Annotated in this window: 20 protein-coding genes; 15 read left to right on the forward strand and 5 right to left on the reverse strand. The window is 29.5% G+C overall.

Annotated features, from left to right (window positions below):
- Positions 1 to 3: 3 nt before the first annotated feature.
- From GYM73_RS02060 to tssD (GYM73_RS02075), 4 genes are all read left to right on the forward strand, one after another.
- Positions 4 to 1,164 (forward strand): hypothetical protein, encoded by a 1,161-nt coding sequence (locus GYM73_RS02060; RefSeq protein WP_160542632.1) that lies wholly within the window; start codon positions 4 to 6, stop codon positions 1,162 to 1,164.
- 11 nt (positions 1,165 to 1,175) lie between these two features.
- Positions 1,176 to 1,691, forward strand: coding sequence for a type VI secretion system TssO (gene tssO, locus GYM73_RS02065; protein WP_166005577.1), 516 nt, complete (start codon positions 1,176 to 1,178; stop codon positions 1,689 to 1,691).
- Between the two features lie 109 nt (positions 1,692 to 1,800).
- Positions 1,801 to 2,187 carry a type VI secretion system tube protein TssD gene (gene tssD / locus GYM73_RS02070; RefSeq protein ID WP_160542630.1) on the forward strand — a complete coding sequence of 129 codons (387 nt, stop codon included), beginning with the start codon at positions 1,801 to 1,803 and terminating at the stop codon, positions 2,185 to 2,187.
- Positions 2,188 to 2,291: 104 nt separating this feature from the next.
- Positions 2,292 to 2,687, forward strand: a complete 396-nt coding sequence (gene tssD / locus GYM73_RS02075) for a type VI secretion system tube protein TssD (RefSeq protein ID WP_160542629.1) — start codon at positions 2,292 to 2,294, stop codon at positions 2,685 to 2,687.
- A 151-nt stretch (positions 2,688 to 2,838) separates the two neighbouring features.
- On the opposite strand, the gene GYM73_RS02080 is transcribed toward tssD (GYM73_RS02075), so the two are convergent.
- Positions 2,839 to 3,222, reverse strand: coding sequence for a hypothetical protein (locus GYM73_RS02080; protein WP_220233997.1), 384 nt, complete (start codon positions 3,220 to 3,222; stop codon positions 2,839 to 2,841).
- Between the two features lie 103 nt (positions 3,223 to 3,325).
- Here GYM73_RS02080 and GYM73_RS02085 point away from each other — a divergent pair, with 103 nt between their 5' ends.
- Positions 3,326 to 3,781 (forward strand): regulatory protein RecX, encoded by a 456-nt coding sequence (locus tag GYM73_RS02085; RefSeq protein ID WP_220233998.1) that lies wholly within the window; start codon positions 3,326 to 3,328, stop codon positions 3,779 to 3,781.
- Here GYM73_RS02085 and trxA read toward each other — a convergent pair.
- Positions 3,778 to 4,074, reverse strand: coding sequence for a thioredoxin (gene trxA / locus GYM73_RS02090; RefSeq protein WP_220233999.1), 297 nt, complete (start codon positions 4,072 to 4,074; stop codon positions 3,778 to 3,780). The genes GYM73_RS02085 and trxA overlap by 4 nt on opposite strands.
- 295 nt (positions 4,075 to 4,369) lie before the next feature.
- Between trxA and GYM73_RS02095 the strand changes: the two genes are divergently transcribed.
- The 6 genes from GYM73_RS02095 (at position 4,370) to GYM73_RS02120 (ending at position 14,579) form a co-directional block, all read left to right on the forward strand.
- Positions 4,370 to 7,732: a hypothetical protein gene (locus tag GYM73_RS02095; protein WP_220234000.1), complete on the forward strand. Its 3,363-nt coding sequence runs from the start codon at positions 4,370 to 4,372 to the stop codon at positions 7,730 to 7,732.
- A gap of 275 nt (positions 7,733 to 8,007) precedes the next feature.
- Positions 8,008 to 10,071, forward strand: coding sequence for a cytochrome c biogenesis protein CcdA (locus GYM73_RS02100; protein WP_220234001.1), 2,064 nt, complete (start codon positions 8,008 to 8,010; stop codon positions 10,069 to 10,071).
- Between the two features lie 61 nt (positions 10,072 to 10,132).
- Complete coding sequence (locus tag GYM73_RS02105; RefSeq protein ID WP_220234002.1) at positions 10,133 to 10,822, forward strand: Sir2 family NAD-dependent protein deacetylase; 690 nt, start codon at positions 10,133 to 10,135, stop codon at positions 10,820 to 10,822.
- Between the two features lie 146 nt (positions 10,823 to 10,968).
- On the forward strand, positions 10,969 to 12,132 hold the full coding sequence (locus GYM73_RS02110) for a GlmU family protein (RefSeq protein ID WP_220234003.1): 1,164 nt from the start codon (positions 10,969 to 10,971) through the stop codon (positions 12,130 to 12,132).
- 144 nt (positions 12,133 to 12,276) lie between these two features.
- Complete coding sequence (locus GYM73_RS02115) at positions 12,277 to 13,305, forward strand: PLP-dependent cysteine synthase family protein (protein WP_160542621.1); 1,029 nt, start codon at positions 12,277 to 12,279, stop codon at positions 13,303 to 13,305.
- A gap of 23 nt (positions 13,306 to 13,328) precedes the next feature.
- Entirely contained in the window at positions 13,329 to 14,579 is a 1,251-nt protein-coding gene (locus GYM73_RS02120; protein ID WP_105297230.1) for a pyridoxal phosphate-dependent aminotransferase family protein, read from the forward strand.
- A 146-nt stretch (positions 14,580 to 14,725) separates the two neighbouring features.
- Here the strand turns inward: GYM73_RS02120 and dtd are convergent, their stop codons facing one another.
- Genes dtd through GYM73_RS02135 form a run of 3 tightly spaced genes read right to left on the reverse strand, consistent with a single transcriptional unit; the run spans position 14,726 to position 16,917 of the window.
- On the reverse strand, positions 14,726 to 15,178 hold the full coding sequence (gene dtd / locus GYM73_RS02125; RefSeq protein ID WP_105297229.1) for a D-aminoacyl-tRNA deacylase: 453 nt from the start codon (positions 15,176 to 15,178) through the stop codon (positions 14,726 to 14,728).
- A gap of 17 nt (positions 15,179 to 15,195) precedes the next feature.
- Entirely contained in the window at positions 15,196 to 16,116 is a 921-nt protein-coding gene (locus GYM73_RS02130) for an OmpA family protein (protein ID WP_220234004.1), read from the reverse strand.
- A 15-nt stretch (positions 16,117 to 16,131) separates the two neighbouring features.
- Positions 16,132 to 16,917 (reverse strand): exodeoxyribonuclease III, encoded by a 786-nt coding sequence (locus GYM73_RS02135; RefSeq protein WP_160542619.1) that lies wholly within the window; start codon positions 16,915 to 16,917, stop codon positions 16,132 to 16,134.
- A gap of 478 nt (positions 16,918 to 17,395) precedes the next feature.
- Here GYM73_RS02135 and GYM73_RS02140 point away from each other — a divergent pair, with 478 nt between their 5' ends.
- The 4 genes from GYM73_RS02140 (at position 17,396) to GYM73_RS02155 (ending at position 24,000) form a co-directional block, all read left to right on the forward strand.
- Entirely contained in the window at positions 17,396 to 19,777 is a 2,382-nt protein-coding gene (locus GYM73_RS02140; protein WP_220234005.1) for a TonB-dependent receptor domain-containing protein, read from the forward strand.
- An 81-nt stretch (positions 19,778 to 19,858) separates the two neighbouring features.
- Positions 19,859 to 20,041, forward strand: coding sequence for a hypothetical protein (locus tag GYM73_RS02145; protein ID WP_220234006.1), 183 nt, complete (start codon positions 19,859 to 19,861; stop codon positions 20,039 to 20,041).
- Positions 20,042 to 20,471: 430 nt separating this feature from the next.
- The gene (locus tag GYM73_RS02150; RefSeq protein ID WP_220234007.1) at positions 20,472 to 21,797 is read left to right on the forward strand and encodes a radical SAM/SPASM domain-containing protein; all 1,326 of its coding nucleotides are present in this window, start codon (positions 20,472 to 20,474) and stop codon (positions 21,795 to 21,797) included.
- Positions 21,784 to 24,000: a peptidase domain-containing ABC transporter gene (locus tag GYM73_RS02155; protein WP_220234008.1), complete on the forward strand. Its 2,217-nt coding sequence runs from the start codon at positions 21,784 to 21,786 to the stop codon at positions 23,998 to 24,000. Before GYM73_RS02150 ends, GYM73_RS02155 begins: the two co-directional genes overlap by 14 nt.
- Positions 24,001 to 24,079: the final 79 nt, after the last annotated feature.

The raw sequence follows: 24,079 nt of genomic DNA on the forward strand, positions 1-24,079 counted from the left end.
GCTATGTTAGAAAAATTAAATTATTTTCCAGTTAATTGGATTGATGGGATGAAGATAAACAAATCCCACTTCATAGCTATGCAAGATAATTTTGTTGATATGATGCGTGATGCTATAGGAAGTCACGTTACCCCTATAAGCTATGGTCTATTACCGGTACACAACACCATGGAATCAATAAAAATTTCTTTGATTATAGACAATCATAAATTATTACGAGTAAAAATTGAAGAATGTCATGCAGTCACTCCTAATGGGGCCCGTATCGAAATTACCCCATTAAATAATTCGATAGATATACAGATGCCTTATCCGGAAGCCGTATACAATTTAAATGAGGAACAAGAAATCATTTTACTAGCCAATATAGTAGTTAATCCGTTTGAACAAATACCTTTTGGAGTTTTAAATTCTGATGAAAATCCACCTAGGTATCCATATTTAACTCCTACTTATAAATTGCATTTAGTTCAGGAGGGACAAATATCAGAACAAACTTCAAACATTGGTTATCAACTGACCGTAGGTAAAATTGTTGTAACTAAAGAGGATACGTATTTACAACCGGGTTATATACCTCCGTGTACCTCAACGAACAGTCATAAAGAGTTGATTGATGTACATACTCAAATTGATAAGTTTATGGGGCAATTGGAATTATATGCAGTTCAAATAGCTCAAAAAATTAACAGGAAAAATCAAACGAATGAATTAGCTATTATGGTTTTAAAACTTTCGGAATTGGTGATTACCTATTTGGGTAATGAAATCAATTCCTTAAGATGGCTTGGGTTGTATACTACACCGGCTTACATGTTGGATAAAGTTGTTCGATTAGCCAGAATCATGAAAAACTTTGTTGATGCTAAATCCGGAGCAGGTAAAGAAGAATTATTGAATTATTTGGCAGAATGGTGTGGATTATCACAAGGCGATTTTGAAGTTCTGTTTACGGATTTGGTTAATGCCGGTTATAATCATTCACAAATCGATAAAACTATTAAAAAGGTAAATATATTTATGCGAACACTAGATCAATTATTTGCCGCATTAAATAGACTCGATTACATCGGAAAAAGAAATGATACCGGAATATTTATTAAAGAAAGGCTGGAAAATAATACAATTGAAAAAACAAAAAAAAGCAGATTTTTTGACGATTAAAAATTTATAATATGGAAGTATTAAATAAAAAAGATAGATGGATTGCTTTTCTACTTTTTATATCTTTATTTACATTAACAGTAATAATTATTGTTACATCAATATTCTTTAATTATCAGTTGCCTTGGAGAGAAAATTATGAACTTAGAAAAGAAAATACTGCAATTATTAATGAATTTAGGTATCAGGAAAAGTTTGAAAATCAAATGGAAATTTTAAAAAAATATATAGATTCCATTGATATGCCCAACCATGATATGTATTATTATCAACAGAAAGCCATTGATATGGTCATAAAAATGGAACAAAATATTCCGGGTAAAGACAGTATACGAAGAGGTTTATTATATAAGAATTTTTTGTTGACCAGTAGAGCTCTCATCGAATCAAAAAAGACCATAAAAACCTACGGGAAAAGTAAGGCAGAAATTGACACTTTACTTGCTAAGGTGGAGACATATAGGAGGCAGATACAAATTATTACCAGAGATTTAGAAGTCTGCAGACAATTGTATAATAATAAATAAATATTTTAACATTAATTTAACATATTGTATTGAGATAAGCTTACTATATATAATTATCTTTGTGGTATAAATATATTTTATTAAATATTAATTATTAAATTTTTTTATTATGTCTTTTAAATCTAAATTAGAAGTAGCAGGAAAAACGTACAACATTTTAAATGTTAATTATTCCCTAGCTCAAGAAACAGATCCAACCGGACGTCCATCTTCTCAAACCAGAGGTGGAAGAATAGAAGTAACTGTTGAATCAACAGGAGAATCTGATATTTTCGAATGGATGACCAATAGTTTCGAGAGAAAAGATGGTAAGGTAATCTTTGTAAAAAGAGATTCTGATGCCACTTTGAAAGAGTTGTCATTTACAGATGGTTACGTGGTTAAGTACAGAGAAAATTTTGATGCTTCCGGTACCAACCCGTTAACAGAAACGTTTACTATTTCAGCTAAGACTATTAAAATGGGTACAGGAGAACATATTAATGAATGGGTATAAAAAACCTACATTAAATATAACCTGTAAGATGAAAGGGGATTTAATCAATTCCCTTTCATTTAAAAATTATTCAATAAGTTTTATTTAACAAAATTTTAATAAATATGTCGTCATTCTTAGCTAAATTGGAAATGGATGGTAATACTCATAATGTTCTCAAATGTAAATATAGCTTTAATCAAGGAGTTGATAGTACAGGAAAACCACAAGCTACTATCCGTGGAGGGCAAATCCATTTAACGATTGAAAGTACAGGAGCACCCTATTTTGTTGATTGGATGTTATCCACAGAAAAAACCAAAGATGCAAAGATTATATTTTATCGTAGGGATGCCATGAGTAAACTACAAGAGGTAAAATTTGAAAAAGGTTATTGCATTGAATTTTCAGAGGAGTTTGATTCTGTAAATAATGAACCAATGAAAATTAACCTTATAATAGTTGCAAAATCACTTTCTATAAGCAATGTGGCTTATGAAAATGTTTGGAAAATTGGATAATTAAGTATATCTATATAAAATCATTGAAAATTGTTAATTTTCAAAAAAAATAAGGCGATACAATCGCCTTTTATATTTTAAAAATAATAAATAATACTATAAAAATCAATGCTAAAATTTAATCAAATGTGCATTTGATTGCTAGACTTAGTTAGATGTTTTTTCTTTTTCTTTTTTTCTGATCCGGATTAATCGCTCTTTCCCGTTTTAGTTTTAAATATTTATCAAACTGTTCAGTTGATAATACTTCTTTTAATTTAAAATCAATTTCCCTGTTGTTGTTTTCAATCAAAAATCGTATCTCTTGATTGTCAATACCGGCATCCATTACATTTTTTAGATATGTAGTTTTTTCTAATATGAATTCTTTAAGCTCTAATTTTTGAAAATCGTCAAGGATTAGGTCTTTATCTAATGTTGTAATTTGTTTTTCTGTAATTTCTTCAGGCTTAAAAGAATTATTATTTTGTGCATAGGAAATTGAAAAAGTAGTTACAACTAAAAATATATGTAAATAGCTCTTAAATGATTTCATGTTCTAAAAATTATTGTTATAAAAATACTTAAAAAATCGGGTTAATAAACTTAATACAAAAATTTTGAAACTTTTTTATATTTTAGTACTTAAATAAGATGTCGTGCTTGATTTGTCCCAAATAAAAAAAAAATTAGCAGATTATTGCGTCTATCAGGATCGCAGTCATTATGAGGTTGAACAAAAATTGAAAGAATTGAGAACTTTGAATGAGGATGAGAGGGGTGAAATACTCATATGGTTGATACAAAATAACTTTTTGAATGAGGAAAGATTTTCTAAATCATATGCTAGAGGGAAATTTTATCAAAAAAAATGGGGGAAGAATAAAATTAAGCAAGGATTAAAGCGAAAGAGAATTCCAACTAATTTAATAGATAAAGGGATTGAAGAAATTAACGAGGAAGATTACAAATCAACTCTCATGGAGTTGACTGAAAAAAAATGGAATATTCTTAGGGAATCTGAAGTATATTTAAAAAAGAAAAAAATATATAATTATCTATTACAAAAAGGGTATGAATACAATTTAATCAACGAAATACTTAAGAATTATTAAGAATATTGATTTAATAAATCTATAATTTCTTGTGCAGCTCTTACGCCGCTTTCTCTCCATTTTATTTCTCCTTTTTTAAAAATAATTAGGGTGGGTACTGACTGAATATGATATGCACTTGCCAATTTTTGATTTTTATCTATATCAATTTTAATAATTGTTGCTTTATCACCAATTTTTTCTTTAACCTCTTTCAATATTGGTGCTAACATTTTACAGGGTTGACACCACTCTGCGGAAAAATCAATTAACACGGTTTTATCTCTTTGAATTATATCGGTAAAATTTGACATAAATATTCCTATTTATTATTTATATAGTTTAATACAAAAATTAAACCGTTGGGTAAATTATTACGATTTTTTATCGTTATTTATTTAATACAATTACATTATTGAAAAGTCATTTTAATTTTTTAGTTGAAAGATTAAGATATTGTTATTAAAAGTAGTAAACTAAATTGTAATGAGTAAAATTTATTGAATAAAATAAAGTTTTATCAATTAATGGGTATATCAAAAAAAAGTATAAATTCGTTAATTTATAAAATTGCTAAGTAGATCAATATTCATACTAATTACTATATGCTTGGGATTATTTATCCAGGCTCAGGATATTGATTGGAAAAATCCAAATTTCAAGTGTAAAAAAATTGTAATAAAGGACACCTTAGTAGTACTTGATTCTCTAACGATTATACCTGAGCCGATTTCCATAAAGAATAAAAATAATGAAGAAATAAACTCCAAATTATATTCATACCAATCGACACTAAATGCGATAAAAATTGATCCTTTATTGATAGGTCAGGAATTAAAAATTTGTTATTACCTATTTCCTGAAAAAAAAGAAAAAATAATTTATTCTAAAGATACGTCACTAATAGTGAGAATTAATAAGCCTTTAAAACTATATGAAATAACTGAAAAAGTAAAGAAAAATAATGAATTTTTTCAAAATTTGACAAGTTCAGGGACCTTAATTAGAGGAATCACTTTTGGAACCAATCAAAGTGCTTCCGTTCAGTCTTCATTGGATTTAGAGCTATCCGGTCATTTAAGTAAAGATGTTATGATAAAAGCAGCAATATCAGATCATAATATACCTATACAAGCCGATGGATATACCCAACGATTGGATGAATTTGATAAAATCTATATTGAGCTTTCTAATAAAAATTCTTACTTAAGAGCGGGACATTTAGATTTGATTCAAGAACAAGATTATTTTGCCAATTTCTCGAGAAAGATTACGGGTATGCAAATTGGAACACGAATAAAACATACAAATTCATTTACCGATTTATATGCTTTAGGTTCACTTTCCAGAGGAGAATTTAATCGAATGAAATTTACCGGAATAGAAGGAAATCAAGGGCCTTATAAATTAAAAGGAAAACAAGGAGAACTTTTTATAATTGTATTATCAGGGTCAGAAAAAGTTTATATGAACGGTGCGTTATTAAAAAGGGGCGAAGATCAAGATTATACGATCAATTATAATACGGGAGAACTTACTTTCACCTCTAAAACCTATATTTCATCCAATAGTCGTATAGTAGTAGAATATATTTATAATACCACTACTTATACACGTTTTTTACTATATACGGGTGGAAAATATCAATCTGAAAGATTTACTTTTAGTGCCAATATATTTTCTGAAAATGATACCAAAGCTAGTAATCAGGAACTAACAGATAAACAAAAAGAAGTTTTACGTGAAGCAGGAAACGAAATAGACCGAATGTATGCGCCGAATGCGGTATTAACCGAATATGATCCAAACAAAATTTTATATAAAAAAATTAATACGGGTCAAGAATTAATTTATCAATATTCAACCGATAGCTCAGAAGAATTATATACACTTTCATTTACCTATATGGGGACTAATAAAGGAAATTATAAAATTGTATCACTTCCTGTAAATGGTCGTGTATATGAATATATTCCTCCAATTGACGGGATATTACAAGGGGAATATGAACCCGTAACCCAATTGATTCCACCTCAAAAAACACAAATAGTTTCAACTCATGCAGAATATAGGTTTAATAAAGGTAATTTGGGTGTTAATTTGGCAATAAGCGATCATGATGAAAATACGTTTTCGTCTATTGGAAATGGCAAAAATAAAGGTTTTGCAAGTAAAATATACTTAAATAAAAATATGGATAAAAAATATTGGAAAAGTAATTTTAATTTATCCCATATTTTTATTCAAAAAAACTTTCACATCTTAGAAAGAATTAACCAAGTTGAATTCGATAGGGATTTTAATATTTCACAAGAATTCAACGGCATAAATCAGAATCATTTAAGTCTGGGTTGGCAAAACAGACTATATGAAAAATGGAAGTTAAATTACACCTTGAATTATTTAGAAGAAGAAAATTTTTATAAAGGATACAAAAATGATATATACCTGGGATATGCTGCTAATAATACAGCCATATCTACAAATGTTAGTTATTTGTATTCCAAACAACAAGACAGTATCCATTCAAATTTTATAAAGCATATTTCGGAAGTTAATCAACAAATAGGAAAGGTGAAAGTAGGAATCGGTTTAAAAGGAGAAACCAATAAAGTTAAAAACAATTTATTGTCAAAATATACCTCATCCAGTTTTAACTGGAATGAAATATATGCAACCTTACTCACAGATAGCGCAAAAATTTTTACCGAATTAAAAATTTATGCCAGAACAGATGATTCCGTACGTATTGGTAAACTGAAAAATTTTACCACTTCCTATGGAACGGTAATAAACAATCAATTGATACAATCTCAAAATCATAATTTAAATATTGATTTCCATTATCGTAAAGTGCATTACAGTAAAGCTATATATACCAATCAAAAAGATGAAAATTACTTATTAGGATCTATTCATTGGAATAAAATGTTACTTAAAAGCGGATTAGTCTTAAATTCTGAATATGAGTTGTCGAGTGGTCAGGAAGCTCAAAGAGAATTTAAATATGTAAAAGTTACGGATGGAAAAGGCATTTATAAATGGACGGATTATAATGGGAACGGAATAGAGGAAATTGATGAATTTGAAGTGGCAGAATTCAGCGATCAAGCACAATATATACGAGTTTATACAGACAATGTAAACTATTTAAAATCAAATAATAATAAATTACTGTTTACCATACATGTACATCCCTCTCGTTTTCTTAATTCCGACTGGTGGAAAAGAATAACCTTACAATCTGCTTTTCAATCGATTTCATCTTACAAGAAAAAAAATAAAACCGTTGAACTTAATCCATTTTCCAATAAAGATCTCTTGACTCAGACACAGAATATAACTACAAATTTATCATTTAATCGAATCAGTGTACACAAATGGACCGGAGCTTTTCAATTCATGGAAAATAACTCTACACAATTTATATTTACCGGAAAAGACAAAAAAAATAGTGTCAATTTTCAAACTTTAGTAAATTATAAACCGTGGAATTTATGGATTTTTTCTCTTCAAAATAATTTTATCACAGATAAAAGTAGATCTCAACTTTTTGTTACCAAACGATTTACCATTGAAACAACAGCTTTTCATCCTTCATTAACCTATGAAATTCAAAAAAATATCAGCCTAAGAGCCTTACTAAAGTATCAACATAAAAAAAACAAATTAGGAAATGAACGGTTAGAATGGAAACAAGCCGGATTTGAATGCCATTGGAATGATGAGAAAAGAACCTCTCTTACCGGCACTTTTTCATATATAAAAAATGAATTAAAAGGAAATAATTTTTCCTTGGTATCCAGTCAGATGATGGAAGGGTTATTAAGTGGAAAAAATATGATATGGAAAGCATACCTTCAACGAGAACTTAGCACTGTTTTTACATTGAATATTATATACGATGGTCGCAAAAGTGAAGATTCAAAAACCATACATACGGGAAGTGTTCAGATAAAAGCTTCGTTTTAATCATTAAATTCAACACTTAAAGATAAGATATACCAAAAAAATTTTGAATAAATGATTGTAATTTGGTAATCAATCATGTATTGTTTCAATCATGAAGTGTTTAAAAATCAGATAATAACCATTTAATAAATAAGAAAAATTTTAAATTTTACTGTCATTTTTGGAAAAAAAAGATGGGCTTTTCAAAGTAAAATTAAGATAAAATCGGTCGATTATATTTGTGAAATTTATTACATTTGGTTCATAAACTATATAATTCTAACATAAAGCTTATCATGAAAAAACTGATTTGGATTTTTTTTGTTCTTGCCCTAGTAGCCAATGCTCAAGTTAAGAATCCTATCCAGTGGAAATCGGAAATAAAACATGAAAAAGATAATATCTATGAAGCCGTATTCACTGCAATTTTAGAATCGGGGTGGCATGTATATTCCAAAGATATAAAGGTTGAAAATGCAATTCCAACTTCATTTTCATACCCCAAAAATTCTTCTATAAAACTAATTGGTCCAACTAAAGAAATTGGTAAAAAAATTGAAGAATATTCCGATGTATTTGAAGGAAATTTGATTTATTATTCCAATAAAGTTGAATATAGGCAACGAGTTGAGGTTTTAGGTTCTAAACCGGTTGTATTTGAAGCAGATGTTGAATATCAGATATGCAATGATAAAGTATGTTTAGCACCTGATGAAGAAACCTTTTCATTCAAATTGATTCCTAAGTCAATAAATCAAGATAAGTCAACGGTCTTACTTAAAGACACGATTAAGCAATTGACTCAACCGAATCCAAAAATAGATTCCGTTCCTTCAACTCCAATAAAAGATTCCGTTCAACCAATAAAAACAATTACAGAAAGCAATAAAAATCAGATCATTATACCCGGCTTTAATATAGCTGAACCCATAAATAAAGATTGCGGAGATAGGATAATTAAAAAAGAAGGTTATATATGGATTTTTACATTTGGTTTTTTAGGAGGATTGGTAGCTTTGCTAACCCCATGTGTATATCCTATGATTCCATTAACCATATCCTATTTTACCAAACATGCTAAAAGTAAAAAAGAAGGCAAGAAAGATGCCTTGATTTATGCTTTTTTCATAGTGTTAATTTTCGTATTATTTACACTGCCCTTTCATCTTATAAGTGGTATAAATCCGGATATTTTTAATCAGATTGCCACCAATGTATGGTTGAATCTAATCTTTTTTGTGATTTTTATACTGTTTGCTTTTAGTTTTTTTGGATATTACGATATAACGTTACCCGGATGGATGGCTAATAAATCTGACAAAGCTTCCGAATCGGGAGGTATAATAGGTCTTTTTTTCATGGCTTTAACCCTGGTAATCGTTTCATTCTCATGCACCGGTCCTGTTTTAGGAAGCATACTGGCGAATGCAATTCAAAACCCGAATCAGTTGACCGTAGCATTTGGAGGATGTGGATTAGCTTGGGCACTAGTGTTTGGAATATTTGCATTGTTTCCTCAATTTTTACATACGATGCCTAAATCAGGAGGATGGATGAATACCGTTAAGGTTGTTTTAGGTTTTTTAGAATTGGCATTAGCGTTCAAGTTTTTATCAAAAGCAGATTTAGTAGCTAAAACTTTCTTGTTGAAAAGAGAAATTTTTATCGCGATCTGGATCCTTATTTGTATTTCAATTGTATTATACTTATTAGGTGTAATTAAATTTCCTCACGATAATAAAAAAGTAAAAATCAATAATGGAAGAATAATCGGGGCTTGTCTCTTTGGACTGATTGGAATTTATATGATCCCCGGATTGTTTCCTTCAGAAAAGCCTAATTTAAAATTGCTTAGTGGACTTACTCCACCTATGCAAATTAGCATATATCCAAACAACCAAAAAAATGGGGTTTTAGGATTGACCATCTTTCATGACTATGAGAAAGCAAGGGAAATGGCAAAAAAGGAAAATAAACCCATTCTCATTGATTTTACTGGTTATGGATGTGAAAATTGCCGAAAAATGGAAGAATATGTGTGGAGTGAACCGGGTATTTGGAATATCTTACACGATAAATTCATAATTTCATCTTTATATGTTGATGATTCAGAAGAATTGCCTAATAATGAGCAACAAACCCTTCATTTAAAAGATGGAAGAAAAAGAAAAATTAAAACAATAGGAAATAAATGGTCTACTTTTCAAAGAGAGAACTTTAATTCCAATTCTCAACCATTCTACGTATTAGTAACACCGGATAATAGAATTTTGAATTTTCCGGTTGCAGGTTATATGGATAAAGAAGAATTTAAAAATTTTCTGCTATGTGGATATACTACTTATGATGAGTTAAAATAAGATTTTAAAAGAAGAGAACTTATATTTAAAAATAATTAGTTAACTAATTGAGTGCATAAATATGAAAAAAAAATTAGTTGTATTAACAGGAGCAGGAATGAGTGCTGAAAGCGGTTTAAGCACATTCAGAGATTCAGGTGGATTATGGGAAAATTATAAAGTGCAAGAAGTAGCCTCCATAGAAGGATGGTATAAAAAACCGGAATTAGTGCAGAATTTTTATAATATGCGCAGAGCCGAGTTGCAAAAACATGACCCGAATCGGGGGCATCATTTGCTCAAAGAATTGGAATCCATTTTTGATATTTCAATTATAACTCAAAATGTTGACAATTTTCACGAAAGAGCTCAATCAACACATATACTTCATTTACACGGTGAACTGACAAAAGTAAGAAGTGAAACTAATGAATCACTTATTTATGATACGTTACAAGATGTTCATATGGGAGACTTAGCAGAAGATGGTGGACAATTACGTCCCCATATAGTGTGGTTTGGTGAAATGGTTCCTGAAATGGAAAATGCTATTGAAATAACTCAAAATGCCGATATTTTTTTAGTCATTGGAAGCTCTCTTCAAGTATATCCGGCTGCATCTTTACTTGATTTTGTGCCGGTAACTTCAAAAATATTTGTCATAGATCCTAAACCGTTCCGAACCTCATTACGTAATGATATCATATTCATACAAAAAGGAGCATCCGAAGGATTGGAATATTTTAAAGAGCATTATGCGAACGCTTTATAAAAATAAATAATAAGGCATTATTAAAAAATAGAAAGTCAGTATTTTAACAATTTTATATATAAAATAATTAAAGTTTTTAACGGAAATAAAAGAATAAAAACTATGATATAATTTTTTATATTTGAAAAAATAATAAAGTATATACTATGAATATTATTCTTTTTGATGGGAAAGAGTATTCCGATCTTTTACCCTTAACGTTTACGCGACCGGTAGCAGAATTAAGGATGGGAATATTAACGTTTGCGGAAAGGTGGAAACTTATTTTTCAAACGGAAAAAATCTCTTATCTAACTCAAAGATATCTTTCAGAAAAATATACTCTTCAAAATGAAGAAGAAAACGTATTTATAAATCCCGCCTATTTTCCAAATCAAGATTTTATTTACCAATTAAAAAATTTAAAATTCGGAGAAGCTTTTTATTATCAGGAAGAGTTGGTAGCAGCAAAAACTACTCTTGAAAATTTTCAATTAAATAATTTTGTAAAAAAAATAGATATAACATTTGAAAGCTTTCACATACAATATCCTTGGGATTTGTTTACTTATAATTCGGATGCCATTACTTATGATTTCCAATTAATTACACAAGGCAGAAAATCATGTACCTTATCAAATACCGTTAAAATTATAGGAGATCCCTCACAACTATTTGTTGAAGAAGGTGCCGTAGCCGAATGTGCAATACTCAATACCAAAGAAGGACCTATTTATTTAGGAAAAAATTCTGAAATTATGGAAGGAGCGATGATTCGAGGTTCCTTTGCCTTAGGTACGGGTTCTAAAATAAATATGGGAGCCAAAGTTTATGGCGGAACAACAGTCGGACCGTATTCAAAAGTAGGAGGAGAAGTTAATAATATTATAATCTTAGGATATTCAAATAAAGGACATGACGGATTTGTAGGAAATTCGGTAATAGGTGAATGGTGTAATTTGGGAGCTGATACCAACTCCTCAAACTTAAAAAATAATTATGCAGAAGTTAAGCTTTGGAATTATAAAAAACAAAAGTTTATTAAGTCGGGATTACAATTTGCAGGGATGATCATGGGAGATCATTCTAAATCAGCTATAAATACACAATTTAATACCGGCACGGTAGTAGGGGTTTCGGCCAATATATTTACTTCCGGTTTTCCACCTAATATAATAAAATCTTTTTCATGGGGCGGTAAATCAGAGAGTCCTAATTTTAAATTGGAACAAGCATATGAAGTTGCAGAAAGGACTATGAAAAGAAGAGGAATTGAATTATCTGAACAGGATAAGAAAATTATAGAATATATCTATAACAATTACCAATAATTTATACGGATTTTCTAATAAAGTATGATATAAATTTTTAATCAATTTGTATATGTTAAATTTCATTCAGTTAAATTTTTTGTAAGAAAAAAAAATTATAAATTTGCCCCTTGAATTAATTATATAAATTAATAATAAGATAGGATGGCTGGAACTTATAATAATGTTCTTGAGTTAATTAACAATACGCCGTTAGTTCGCTTAAACAGAGTAACAGAAGGAATGAAAGGTTCTTTTTTTGCAAAATTAGAATGCTATAATCCCGGACACTCAACTAAAGACAGAATTGCGCTTCATATTATTGAAAATGCTGAAAAACAAGGTTTATTAAAGCCAGGAGCAACTATAGTTGAAACAACTTCAGGAAATACAGGTTTTTCCATAGCTATGGTAAGTATCGTGAAAGGCTATAAATGTATAGTAGCAGTTAGCGATAAAACAAAACCTGAAAAAATCTCTTTTCTTAGAGCAATGGGAGCTAAAGTTTATTTATGTCCGGCTAATGTTCCGGCAGATGATCCCAGATCCTATTATGAAGTTGCCAAAAGAATAGCAGCAAATACCCCTAATTCCTTATATATTAATCAATATTTTAATAAAGAAAACACAAAATCTCATTATTTAAGTACAGGACCTGAAATTTGGGAGCAAACGCAAGGGAAAATTACCCATCTTATTGGATGTACAGGAACCGGAGGAACACTTACGGGAGCTGCACAGTTTCTCAAAGAAAAAAATCCTGATATTAAAGTAATAGGAGTGGATGCAGTAGGTTCAGTATTAAAAAAATATTTTGAAACAGGAGAATTAGACCGTAACGAGATCAAGCCTTATCAAATTGAAGGTTTAGGTAAAAATTTAATCCCGGGCGCTTTAGATTTTTCTGTTATCGATCAATACGTTAAAGTATCAGATGAGCCCAGTGCATATGCTACCAGAGAATTAGCTCTAAAAGAAGGAATGATGGTAGGATATACCAGTGGAGCAAGCTTAACAGCAGCACGTACCATAGCAGATACTTTTAGTGATAACTCATTGGCTGTTTTAATTTTTCCGGATCACGGTTCCAGATATATGACTAAAGTTTTCAGTGATGAATGGATGGCATCTCAAGGTTTTGTTAACAGCAAATTGAATGGCTTAGAATCTCACGCTACTGTAGAAAAAATATAACTAACTTTGGTTAAATTGTAACAATGGATATTTTTGAAAGAATAAAAAATAATCCCGGTCCACTAGCTAAATATGCGGACTATGGGGAAGGAGAATATATATTTCCTGTTCTAGAAGGAGAAATCAGCCCAAGAATGAAATTTAAGGGTAATGACATGATCATCTGGAGCATTAATGATTATTTAGGATTGGCTAATCATCCTGAAGTGCGAAAAGCAGATGCAGATGCAGCAGCTCAATATGGTATGGCTTACCCTATGGGAGCGAGAGCCATGTCGGGGCAGACTCATTACCATGAAGAATTGGAAAAACAATTGGCTAATTTTGCAAACAAAGAATCAGCCTATTTATTAAATTTTGGATACCAGGGAATGTTATCGATTATAGATACATTGGTTTCTAAAAATGATGTAATCGTTTACGATGTAGATAGCCATGCTTGTATAGTTGATGGAGTTAGACTTCATTTTGGAAAAAGATTTACCTATCAGCATAACGATATAGAAAGCTTGGAAAAAAACCTGAAAAGAGCGGAAAAAAATGCAGCAGAATCAGGAGGTGGTGTATTAGTTATCACCGAGGGAGTTTTCGGAATGAGAGGAGAGCAAGGTAAATTAAAAGAAATTGTAGAACTGAAAAAGAAATACAATTTTAGATTATTAGTTGATGACGCTCACGGATTCGGTACACTTGGTAAAACAGGAGCAGGAGCAGGAGAAGAGCAGGGCTGCCAGGACGGTATAGATGTTTATTTTTCAACATTTGCAAAATCTATGGCCGGAATAGGTGCATTTGTAGCTTCTAATAAAGAAATAATCAGATATTTAAAATACAATTTAAGATCTCAAATTTTCGCTAAATCTTTGCCGATGCCTATGGTAATAGGTGCGTTAAAAAGATTGGAATTGTTACGAAGCAAACCCGAACTTAAAGATAAACTATGGCATAATGTAAAGAAACTTCAAGAAGGATTAAAAGCCAGAGGATTTGATATCGGTAAAACCAATACTTGTGTAACTCCTGTATATATGCAGGGAGATCCTATTGAGGCTACTTTATTAATTAAAGATATTCGTGAAAATTATAAAATTTTTACCAGTGTTGTAGTATATCCGGTTATTCCTAAAGGAATGATACTTTTACGTTTAATACCAACGGCTTCACATACAGATGAAGAAATTGATAAAACCTTGGATGCTTTCGAAGCTGTTAGAGACAAGCTGGTTGGAGGTGTTTATAAACAACAAATGACAGATTTAAATTTAAATATTTAATCTTTCTGTTTAAATAAAAAAATAAAAACCTGATTATTTTAAATAATCAGGTTTTTTTATGCGATAAGTTTTCAATAATTATTAATCAAAAGGTGAAAGTTTTTTAAAACAAAAAGTCTTTTAATTTGAATAACTATCTATTTTTATTATTCTTTATTTTTAGAATCTATGAGAATAGTTACCGGACCATCATTGAGTAAAGAAACTTTCATATCTGCACCGAATATCCCGGATTGGACAGGTTTTGATAATATGTTGGATAATTGATCTTTAAATTTTTCATACATAGTATTGGCAAATTCTTGTTTTGCGGCTTTTATATAACTCGGCCTATTACCTTTTTTTGTGGAAGCATGAAGGGTAAATTGGCTTACTAATAAAATATCTCCTCCAATATCCAAAATTGATTTATTCATTATTTCATTTTCATCATTAAAAATTCGAAGATTACAAATTTTATTAGACAACCAATCTATATCTTCCCGGTTGTCTGCTTCCTCAATACCTAAAAGTATTAACAAACCATGATCAATTTGGCCAACTATTTTATTATCAACTTTCACGGAAGATTCTAAAACTCTTTGGATAACCACTCGCATAAAATTAAATCTTAAAATTATAAATCATTTAAAATTTTAGTAATTTCACTCAAATTAGGAGCTATAATAATGTCAACCCTTCTATTAGCTGCTTTTCCGGTAGCTGTGGAATTACTGGCTAGAGGAGCATATTCACTTTTACCGGAAGCGGTCATTTGCTTAGGCGAAACTCCTTCGGATTGAAGAATTTTAGTTATGGCGGTTGCACGCATTACAGATAAATCCCAATTGTCTTTAATGCTTCCGCTACCGGCATATTTATCTGAATCCGTATGTCCTTGAATAATTATATTTAAATTTTTATCTTTAGATAAAACTTCGGAAAGGTCGTGAAGCGCTTTTATACCTTCCGTTTCCACCGTCCAACTTGCTGATGGAAACAGAAGTTTATTCTCCATGGAAACGTAAATATTTCCATCTTTTTCTTCAACAGTTATTCCTTTTCCTGAATAATTTTTTAAAGCGATTTGAAGTTTGTTTTTTAATTTGGAAACCGATTCTTTTTGTTGAGAAATTAAGTTTTCCAGCTCATTAATTCTTCTAATTTTTTCTTGTAGCTGACCTTGGGTTTGCTCTAATTCATTTAATATTTTTTTTCTGGATTGTTCCGTAGTTTGAACTTGATCAGCTATTTGTGCGTTTTTGGCTTTAAGATCTTCCATATCTTTAAGTCGTGTAGCATATTCAATTTGAAGATCTGAATATTCAGCATCAAGCTGTGCTTTCTTTTTAGCCAGGGCGTCTTGTTGTTCTTGTAATGATGAATATTGGTCGGATAAAGATTTTAATTCGTTTTCTTTTTCTTGAATTGCTTTTTGACTTTTTCTTTCTCCTTGCAATGAAGCATAATATTTTTTTTCCAATTCATCGTATCTGGATTGAGGTACACACGATGCGGCGAGAATTACTAGAGAAATAATACAAGTTGCTTTTTTCATAATTAGATAATTTAATTAAAGATTTTGTGTTTTATTTAAGTCGAAATCGATACCTACCGGAGCATGGTCGGAGTGTACTGCTTGAGTTAAAATATAAGCTCTTTGTAAATGTTTTACCAAAGGCTTGGTAACCAAAGTGTAATCGATGCGCCATCCTTTATTATTACTTCTGGCTGTTTTTACACGGTATGTCCACCACGAATATTGATTGGGTTCATGATTAAAAACTCGTAAAGTATCTACCAAATTACATTGTTCAAAGAAACGGTCCATCCATTCTCTTTCTTCTGGAAGAAATCCTGACACTTTAGCATTGCGAACCGGATCATTGATGTCTATGGCTTTATGACAAATATTTATATCGCCATTAATAATAAGGTTTTTAAAATCCTTTTCTAATTTTTTAATATAATTTAATAAATATTCGCAAAATTTCATTTTAAAACCTAAACGAGAAATATTGGTTGCAGAGGGAACATATACACTTAAAACTGAAAAGTTTTCAAAATTTGCTTGTAATACTCTTCCTTCTTGATCGTATTCTTGCTCATCACAACCATATTTCACTGAAATTGGTTTTTCTTTAGATAAAATTGCTACTCCGCTATATCCCTTTTTTTCTGCCGGAAACCAGTAGGAATGATAACCCAAACTTTCAAATACTGTCGAGTCGAATTGATCAGTATGTGCTTTTATTTCTTGCAAGCAAAGTATATCAGGATTGGCAGATTTCAACCAATCAAGTAAGCCTTTATTTAATGCGGCTCTTATTCCGTTAACGTTGTAACTCAATAGTTTCATTTTACAAAAGTACTGTTTTTTATATTTCAGATTTTTATAAAAAAACGTTTTACTTGTTAATAAATTAAAAAAGAAATGTTATTTAAATCATTAGTTTATAGGATAAAGTAACTATTTAAAAAGTTAGAAGTTTACCATTGGCTAATAAGTAGAGAGAAAAAATATTTTAAAAAATATTGATATTTTATTTTAAAATGTTGTATTCAAGAATAAGTACTTATTAGGAAGTAATAAAATATGATATAATTCAGTTTTATTTAAATGTTATTATAATATAAATTTGTGTTTTAAATAAAACAAAATTACTATGAATTCATTATATTTATCTGTATTAAATTTTATAAGTTCTCTGTTTTTATAGGTTGTATCTGATCAGGAAATCAAAATTTAAAAATTTCTTTTAATTAGAGTAATTTAATTAATAATCATTTATGAAATGTATTTGTAAAACTATGGATAATGATATAAATGTGCTTGTATGAAGATTAATATTTTATTAGTTTTATTCTTTCAGTTCTTCCTAAGTTTTTCTCAAAAGGTTCATATTAAAGGAGAAATAAAATTTGAAAAAGTTAATTCCGGTCATTTAGCTGAAGTAATTCTGGCAAATCGAGATTCGATAGTAGGAAAAGTTATAGTCAAAGAAGAAGGTAAATTTCGTTTTGATCATTTGTCTCTAGGAAATTATAACTTGATCATTAAAGAATCGGAGGAAGTTTTATATGCTCAAAGCTTGGAACTTAAAGAAGATACTGATTTAGGTATACTATCCATAAGAACGCCTAACGAATTACAGGAGATATTAGTTACCGGAAAAAAAAGGTTAATTGAAAAGAAAGTTGACCGGACGATTTATAATATTGAAAATTCAATAGGATCCGCCGGAACAGATGTTTTAGATATTTTACACCTTATGCCGGGAATAGAGGTACGAAATAATCAATTATTTCTTACAGGTAAAAGTTCGGTAAAAGTGCTGATTGATGATAAGATCGTTTCTCTGAATGGTGATGATTTATTTAATTATTTAAAAAGTATCCCTTCTGACCAGGTAAAGAATATTGAAGTTATAACTACGCCTCCTTCACAATATGATGCAGAAGGTAACTCAGGTCTCATAAATATAAATTTAAAAAAAATCAAAAAAGATTTTTGGGCATCTAACCTTACGTCTTCATATAAACAAGGGTATTACGCATCAGGTAATTTTGGAGCAAACTTTACTTACAGTAAAAATAAAATAAACTTAGGCCTATCATCTAATTACTCGAACGGCAATTACAAAAATTTAAAAAAAAGTAAGGTGTATTATCCCGAGCAATTATGGGATGAAAAGGAAACAGGTAAAAATTATCAAAATACACTCAGTTCAAAATTTTTGTTAGATTATCAATTAACTTCTAAATGGAATTCAGGAATACAATATTTGCTCAATTATTCAGAACCGCATTCTCGATATAAGGATATAACAAATTTCCATACATATGAAAATAAATTGGATTCATTACTCAGGACTAAAAGCTATGAAAATTCTACAAAAAGATTGAATTCACTTAATTGGTATTCACATTTTACCATTGATAGTTTAGGTAAAAAAATAAAATTGAATTTTGATTATTTTAACTACAATACTGAGAAAAAATACAATTATTTAACCCGTTCTTATGGGACTCACAACGATCTAATTACGCGTTATTTCCCAGTTGAAAATAAGGGATCGCTAGATATTGATAATTATAGCGGCCGGGTTGATATTGATTACCCCCTTTCTTTTATAAACTTACAATACGGGGCTAAAATAACTTTTACGAAAACGAAAAGCAGTTTAAGGAATTACCTGACCAAAGGTGAGAGTGTAATTGAAAAAACGCATCAAGATGACTTTATATATAAAGAAAATTCGCAAGCTCTTTATGTCTCAGCCAGTAAAGAAATGAAAAAATGGGATATTCAACTAGGGATTAGAATGGAAAATACGCAAACTCGTGGTAATTCAATTTCACTTAATGAACGTAATAAAAATAATTATTTGAAATTTTTTCCAACTTTATATATACTTTATAAAGCAAACGAGAATAATTCTTATTCTTTTACCTATTCCAGAAGAATTGACCGGCCGGATTACAATTCTGTTAATCCGTTCAGGAATTATTCTAATCCCTATCAATATTCTGAAGGAAACCCTTTTTTAAAACCTGTCATTAATAACAGTATTGAATTATCTTATTATTATAAAGACATTATACAAACCATTTTACAATTTATGATTCAAAAAGATAACTTTAACGATGTTACCTATTTGGATAAAGATAGTTATATACAAGCAACAAAAGTGGAGAATTATTTTGATAATTACGGAGTAGGGATAATTCAATCTTTTACCTATACTAAATTGAATTGGTTGCAAAGTAATCTAATGTTAGTCGGGGGATATCTATATTTAAAATCTAAAATTTATCCGATCACGGATAAATCTCAAGAAGGATTTATGGGTAGAATACAAGCTAATAATACATTTATCCTTAATAAAAGTAAGACACTATCAGCAGACTTGATAATTTCTTATTACCCGCGCAGTCAAGGAGCTTTAAGTACCAATTATTCATTAACACAAATGGATATGTTTTTTAAAGCTCTACTGTTGGATAAAAAAATCCAATTATCCTTACAGGTTACTAACCTATTTAATTCAGATCAATTTAGAAATAAAAGCACCAATAACGGTATAAGTGCTAAATATAGAGGGTATTATGAATCTCCATCAATACGAATATCACTAAGCTATAAATTAGGAAGTTCAACAGTAAAAGAAAAAAATATTGAGGGAAGTAATACAGAAGATCAGAACAGAATTAAATAAAAAATACAGATTGCAATCGTTGTCCATAAATGAGTCAAGACACAAAAAGGTTACTCTAAAATTTATAATAATTATTCAAATATGAAAACAACAAAAAAAGTTGACGTTAAAAAATTTGAAACATTACAAACGTCAGGAGAAGTTTTAAAAGGAGGTTTTTCAAAATCATTAACTGCAGTTGATGTTAAGGATGTGATGGGTGGATGTATGAATGTAGGAATTTGTATAAATAAATGTACGGGTCCGGTTAGATGGAAATGTTAACAATCTTACTTTAGCCTTACAGAGTATTGTTAGCAGCAATACTCTGTTATGGACTATAAAATAAGTCTAAAAAATTGTTAGGTGTATTTTATAAAGCTTTATTGATATGTTTGGGTGAGTAAAACAGATGTATTGTTAATACTCGCATAGTTATATTAAAATATTAGAGTCAAAGTTAAACAAAACTAATTTTTGCCTATAAGCACTCAATTTATAATCAAATGAATTATCATGACTTCTTAAATCTTATTAAAATATTAATCTATCAATCATTTTTTATTAATATATAACGAATAATAAGATTTACTATAACGATCATCTAAATGTAAATACAATATAATATAAGTATAAAATAAGTATAAAGCAAATAAATGGATTTTATTTTTCAAAATTAGTAATAGAAGAGAACTTAATAAATTAAATAAATATAATGGAAATACATTCTATGAAATATAGTCATTATAATGTATGCTTACCATATGGAGAGCAATATGTTTTATATAATACCCTTGAGCAACGATTACTTTTTATACAATCTGAACTTAAAGAATTAATGGAAATGTATAAAACATCAGAGCTAAAAGAGATTCATCCGGAGTTTTTCAATTATATGGTAGAAGAAAAATTTATTATTAATGATGAAATAGATGAGCTGGATGAAATAAAAAAAATAAGTAAAAGCATTGATGAAGATAATTCATTGTTTTTATTAACTATCAATCCAACTATGAATTGCAATTTTAAATGTTGGTATTGTTATGAAAATCTGGTAAAAAGTTCAAGGTTAGATGAAAATGGACTTTCTAAAATCAAAAAGTTGATAGATACCATTACCAATAATAAGGATTTAAAAAATATGAATATTTCATTTTTTGGCGGAGAACCTTTATTATATTTTAATAAAAATGTAATTCCTATAATTAATTATTATTTAGAAAGATGTACAGAGAAAAATATAAATGCTTATACATCTTTCACTACTAATGGATATTTAGCAAATCAAGAATTTATAAATTTTTTCTTGGATAAAAACATCCGATGCAATTTACAAATCACCTTAGATGGTCATAAAGAAGAACATAATAAAGTGCGCTATATAAGTCAAAATAAGGGTTCTTATGATAAAATTGTTTCAAATATAAAAAACTTGATAAAAAATAAATTCTATGTGAATGTTAGAATAAATTTCACTGATTCAAATATTTTTAATGCAAACAAAATTTATGACGATTTTGAAGATGTCGAAGAAGATATTAAAACTCAATTTTTAAAATTCGATTTTCATAGAGTATGGCAAAATAAAAAAATAGATCAGACACAAGATATTGCTGATAAAGAAATGAATCAAATAAATAGCAAAGGAGGGAAAACCTCGTGCCATGAATACAGCCCGGATACCCTTCGAAATTCATGCTATGCAGATAAAAAAAATAGTGTTGTTATCAATTATAACGGAGATATATTTAAATGCACGGCCCGTGATTTCTCAACTAAAAATAGGGAAGGATATTTAACGGAAAACGGAGAATTATTTTGGGAAAATGACTCATTAAATAAACGAATGAATTCAAAGTTCAAGAATCGTCCATGCTTAGAATGTAAAATTTTACCTTTATGTAATGGGGGATGTTCTCAAACTGCCTTGGAAAGTCTGGCCGCTAATAGAGAGTATTGTGTGTATTCATGGGATGAAACAGAAAAAGAAAAGGTTATAAGAAATAAAATAAGTGAAATTTTAGAGAATGCGAATAAATAAAAGGCATCGTTTACAATTTTATAATCAACTCGAAAGCAGCGATTGCGGAGCAGCCTGTCTAGCTATGATCATGAGCTATTTTGGCAAAAAAACTTCACTTAATTATATTAAATCTTTTTTTGAATTTACTCGTATTGGAGTATCTGTACAAGATCTCGTGGATGTCTCCGAAAAATTAGGATTAACAGCCCATGCGTTAAAATTAACAGTTGAAGAATTAGATGAAATTCCCACGCCTTATATTTTATATTGGAAACAAAGTCATTTTGTAGTTTTAGAAAAAATAGTTAAAAAGAAAAATCAAGTTTATTATCATTTAGCAGATCCCAGTTATGGTAAGGTAGTACTAGATAGAGAATCTTTTATAACTGAGTGGAAAGAAAACAATACTAAGGGGATCGTTTTATTTTTAGAACCTTCTGAAAATTTTTGCACTATAAAAATTGATAGTGTAAAAAATAAAAGTTTGTTTCAATCCAGTATAATAAAATATACGTATAGGTTTTTAAAAAATCATAAACGTAACTATTTCCTTGCTATATTTTTAGTTTTCATAGGATTAGTGACGAATTGGTTCATTCCCTTTACCTTTCAGAACATTATTGATTTAGGAATTTCTTCAAAATCATTACGAGTAGTTTATTATCTTTTATTAGCGCAATTTATTTTGTTCATGTCTAATTTTGCCTCAGACTTTTTTAGTCAAATTGTGCTTACTAAGCTAAATTTCATATTAAGTATTGAATTACGAAAAACATTACTTTTAAAAATATTACGTTTACCCATAGTTTTCTTTGACACTCAAATTAACACGGAAATTCTACAACGGTTGGAAGATCAGCAAACCATTCAACGGTTTTTTACTTGGAAAGGGGTTACTTTACTATTGAGTTTTTTAAATGTGGTTGTTTTTAGCTGTGTATTGGCATATTTTAGCATAACCATATTTTGTGTATATCTAGTATTGTCAATAATTTCAGTATTGTGGTTTTCTATTTTTTTTAATAAACGAAATATAATTGAATATGCATCATTTTTAAAAAGATCAGAAAACAGCAATAATATATACGAATTCATAATGAATATGCCTGAGATAAAAATTAATAATGCTCAGGAAAAAATTATTGATCGAATTATTTCTACTCAAGATAAATTAAACCGATTGGAAATTAAATTGTTACTTTTAAATACCTATCAGCTTTTTGGAGTAGATACACTTTCCAAATTAAAAGAAATTATTGCCATAGCATTTTGTGCAACATTTATCATAGAGGACCAAATGTCTTTGGGAACTTTAATGGGAATATCCTATGTCATAGGACAACTTTCAACACCATTACAAAATTTAATTATGTTTCTTCGTGATACACAAGATACCATTATTGCCAATAAAAGAATTGAACTAATCTATGAAATACCTGATGAAGATTCTCAAAATAAAAAACACATAAAAAATTGCGTTATTCAAAATATTTATATTGATCACGTGTCCTTCAAATATCCGGGAACCCATAATCCCTTTATACTAAAGGATATACATATGGTAATACCTAAAAACTCCATAACGGCTATTGTCGGCGCTAGTGGAAGTGGTAAAACAACTCTGTTGAAATTATTATTATCGTACTATCCTATAAAAAAAGGAGGAATATATTTAGATACCTGTTCCATGAATGATATAAATGCCGAAGAATGGAGAGAGCGATGTGGAACAGTGCTTCAAAATGGAACCATCTTTAGTGATACCATTGCAAGTAATATTTCCATGTCCGGAAAAAGCTATGATGTAGACAAACTTAGAAAAGCAGCAAAAATAGCGGGAATACAAGATTTTATAGAAAACTTACCGATGCATTATTTCACTCGTGTCGGAAATGCCGGGATAGAATTATCGGGCGGACAAAAACAAAGAATCCTTATAGCGAGGGCTGTTTATAAAAATCCTGAATATTTATTTTTTGATGAAGCTACTTCTGCTTTAGATTCTGAAAATGAAAGGATTATTCATGCCAATTTACAAGAATTTTTTAAAGGTAAAACCGTGATAATTATAGCTCATCGATTGTCAACGGTTAAAAATGCAGATCAAATAGTAGTTTTAAAAAACGGTCAAATAGTAGAGACAGGAAATCATAGCCAATTAGTAAAATTAAGGTCAAATTACTATAATTTGGTTAAAAATCAATTGGAATTGGGTACATAATGCTAAATTAATTCAATCCTTCCAAAAACTCAATTACCGAAGAAAAACTAATTTCTTCAATAATTTTATAAAGAGGTCT

This window comes from Apibacter sp. ESL0432 (assembly GCF_019469225.1).
Classification (GTDB): domain Bacteria; phylum Bacteroidota; class Bacteroidia; order Flavobacteriales; family Weeksellaceae; genus Apibacter.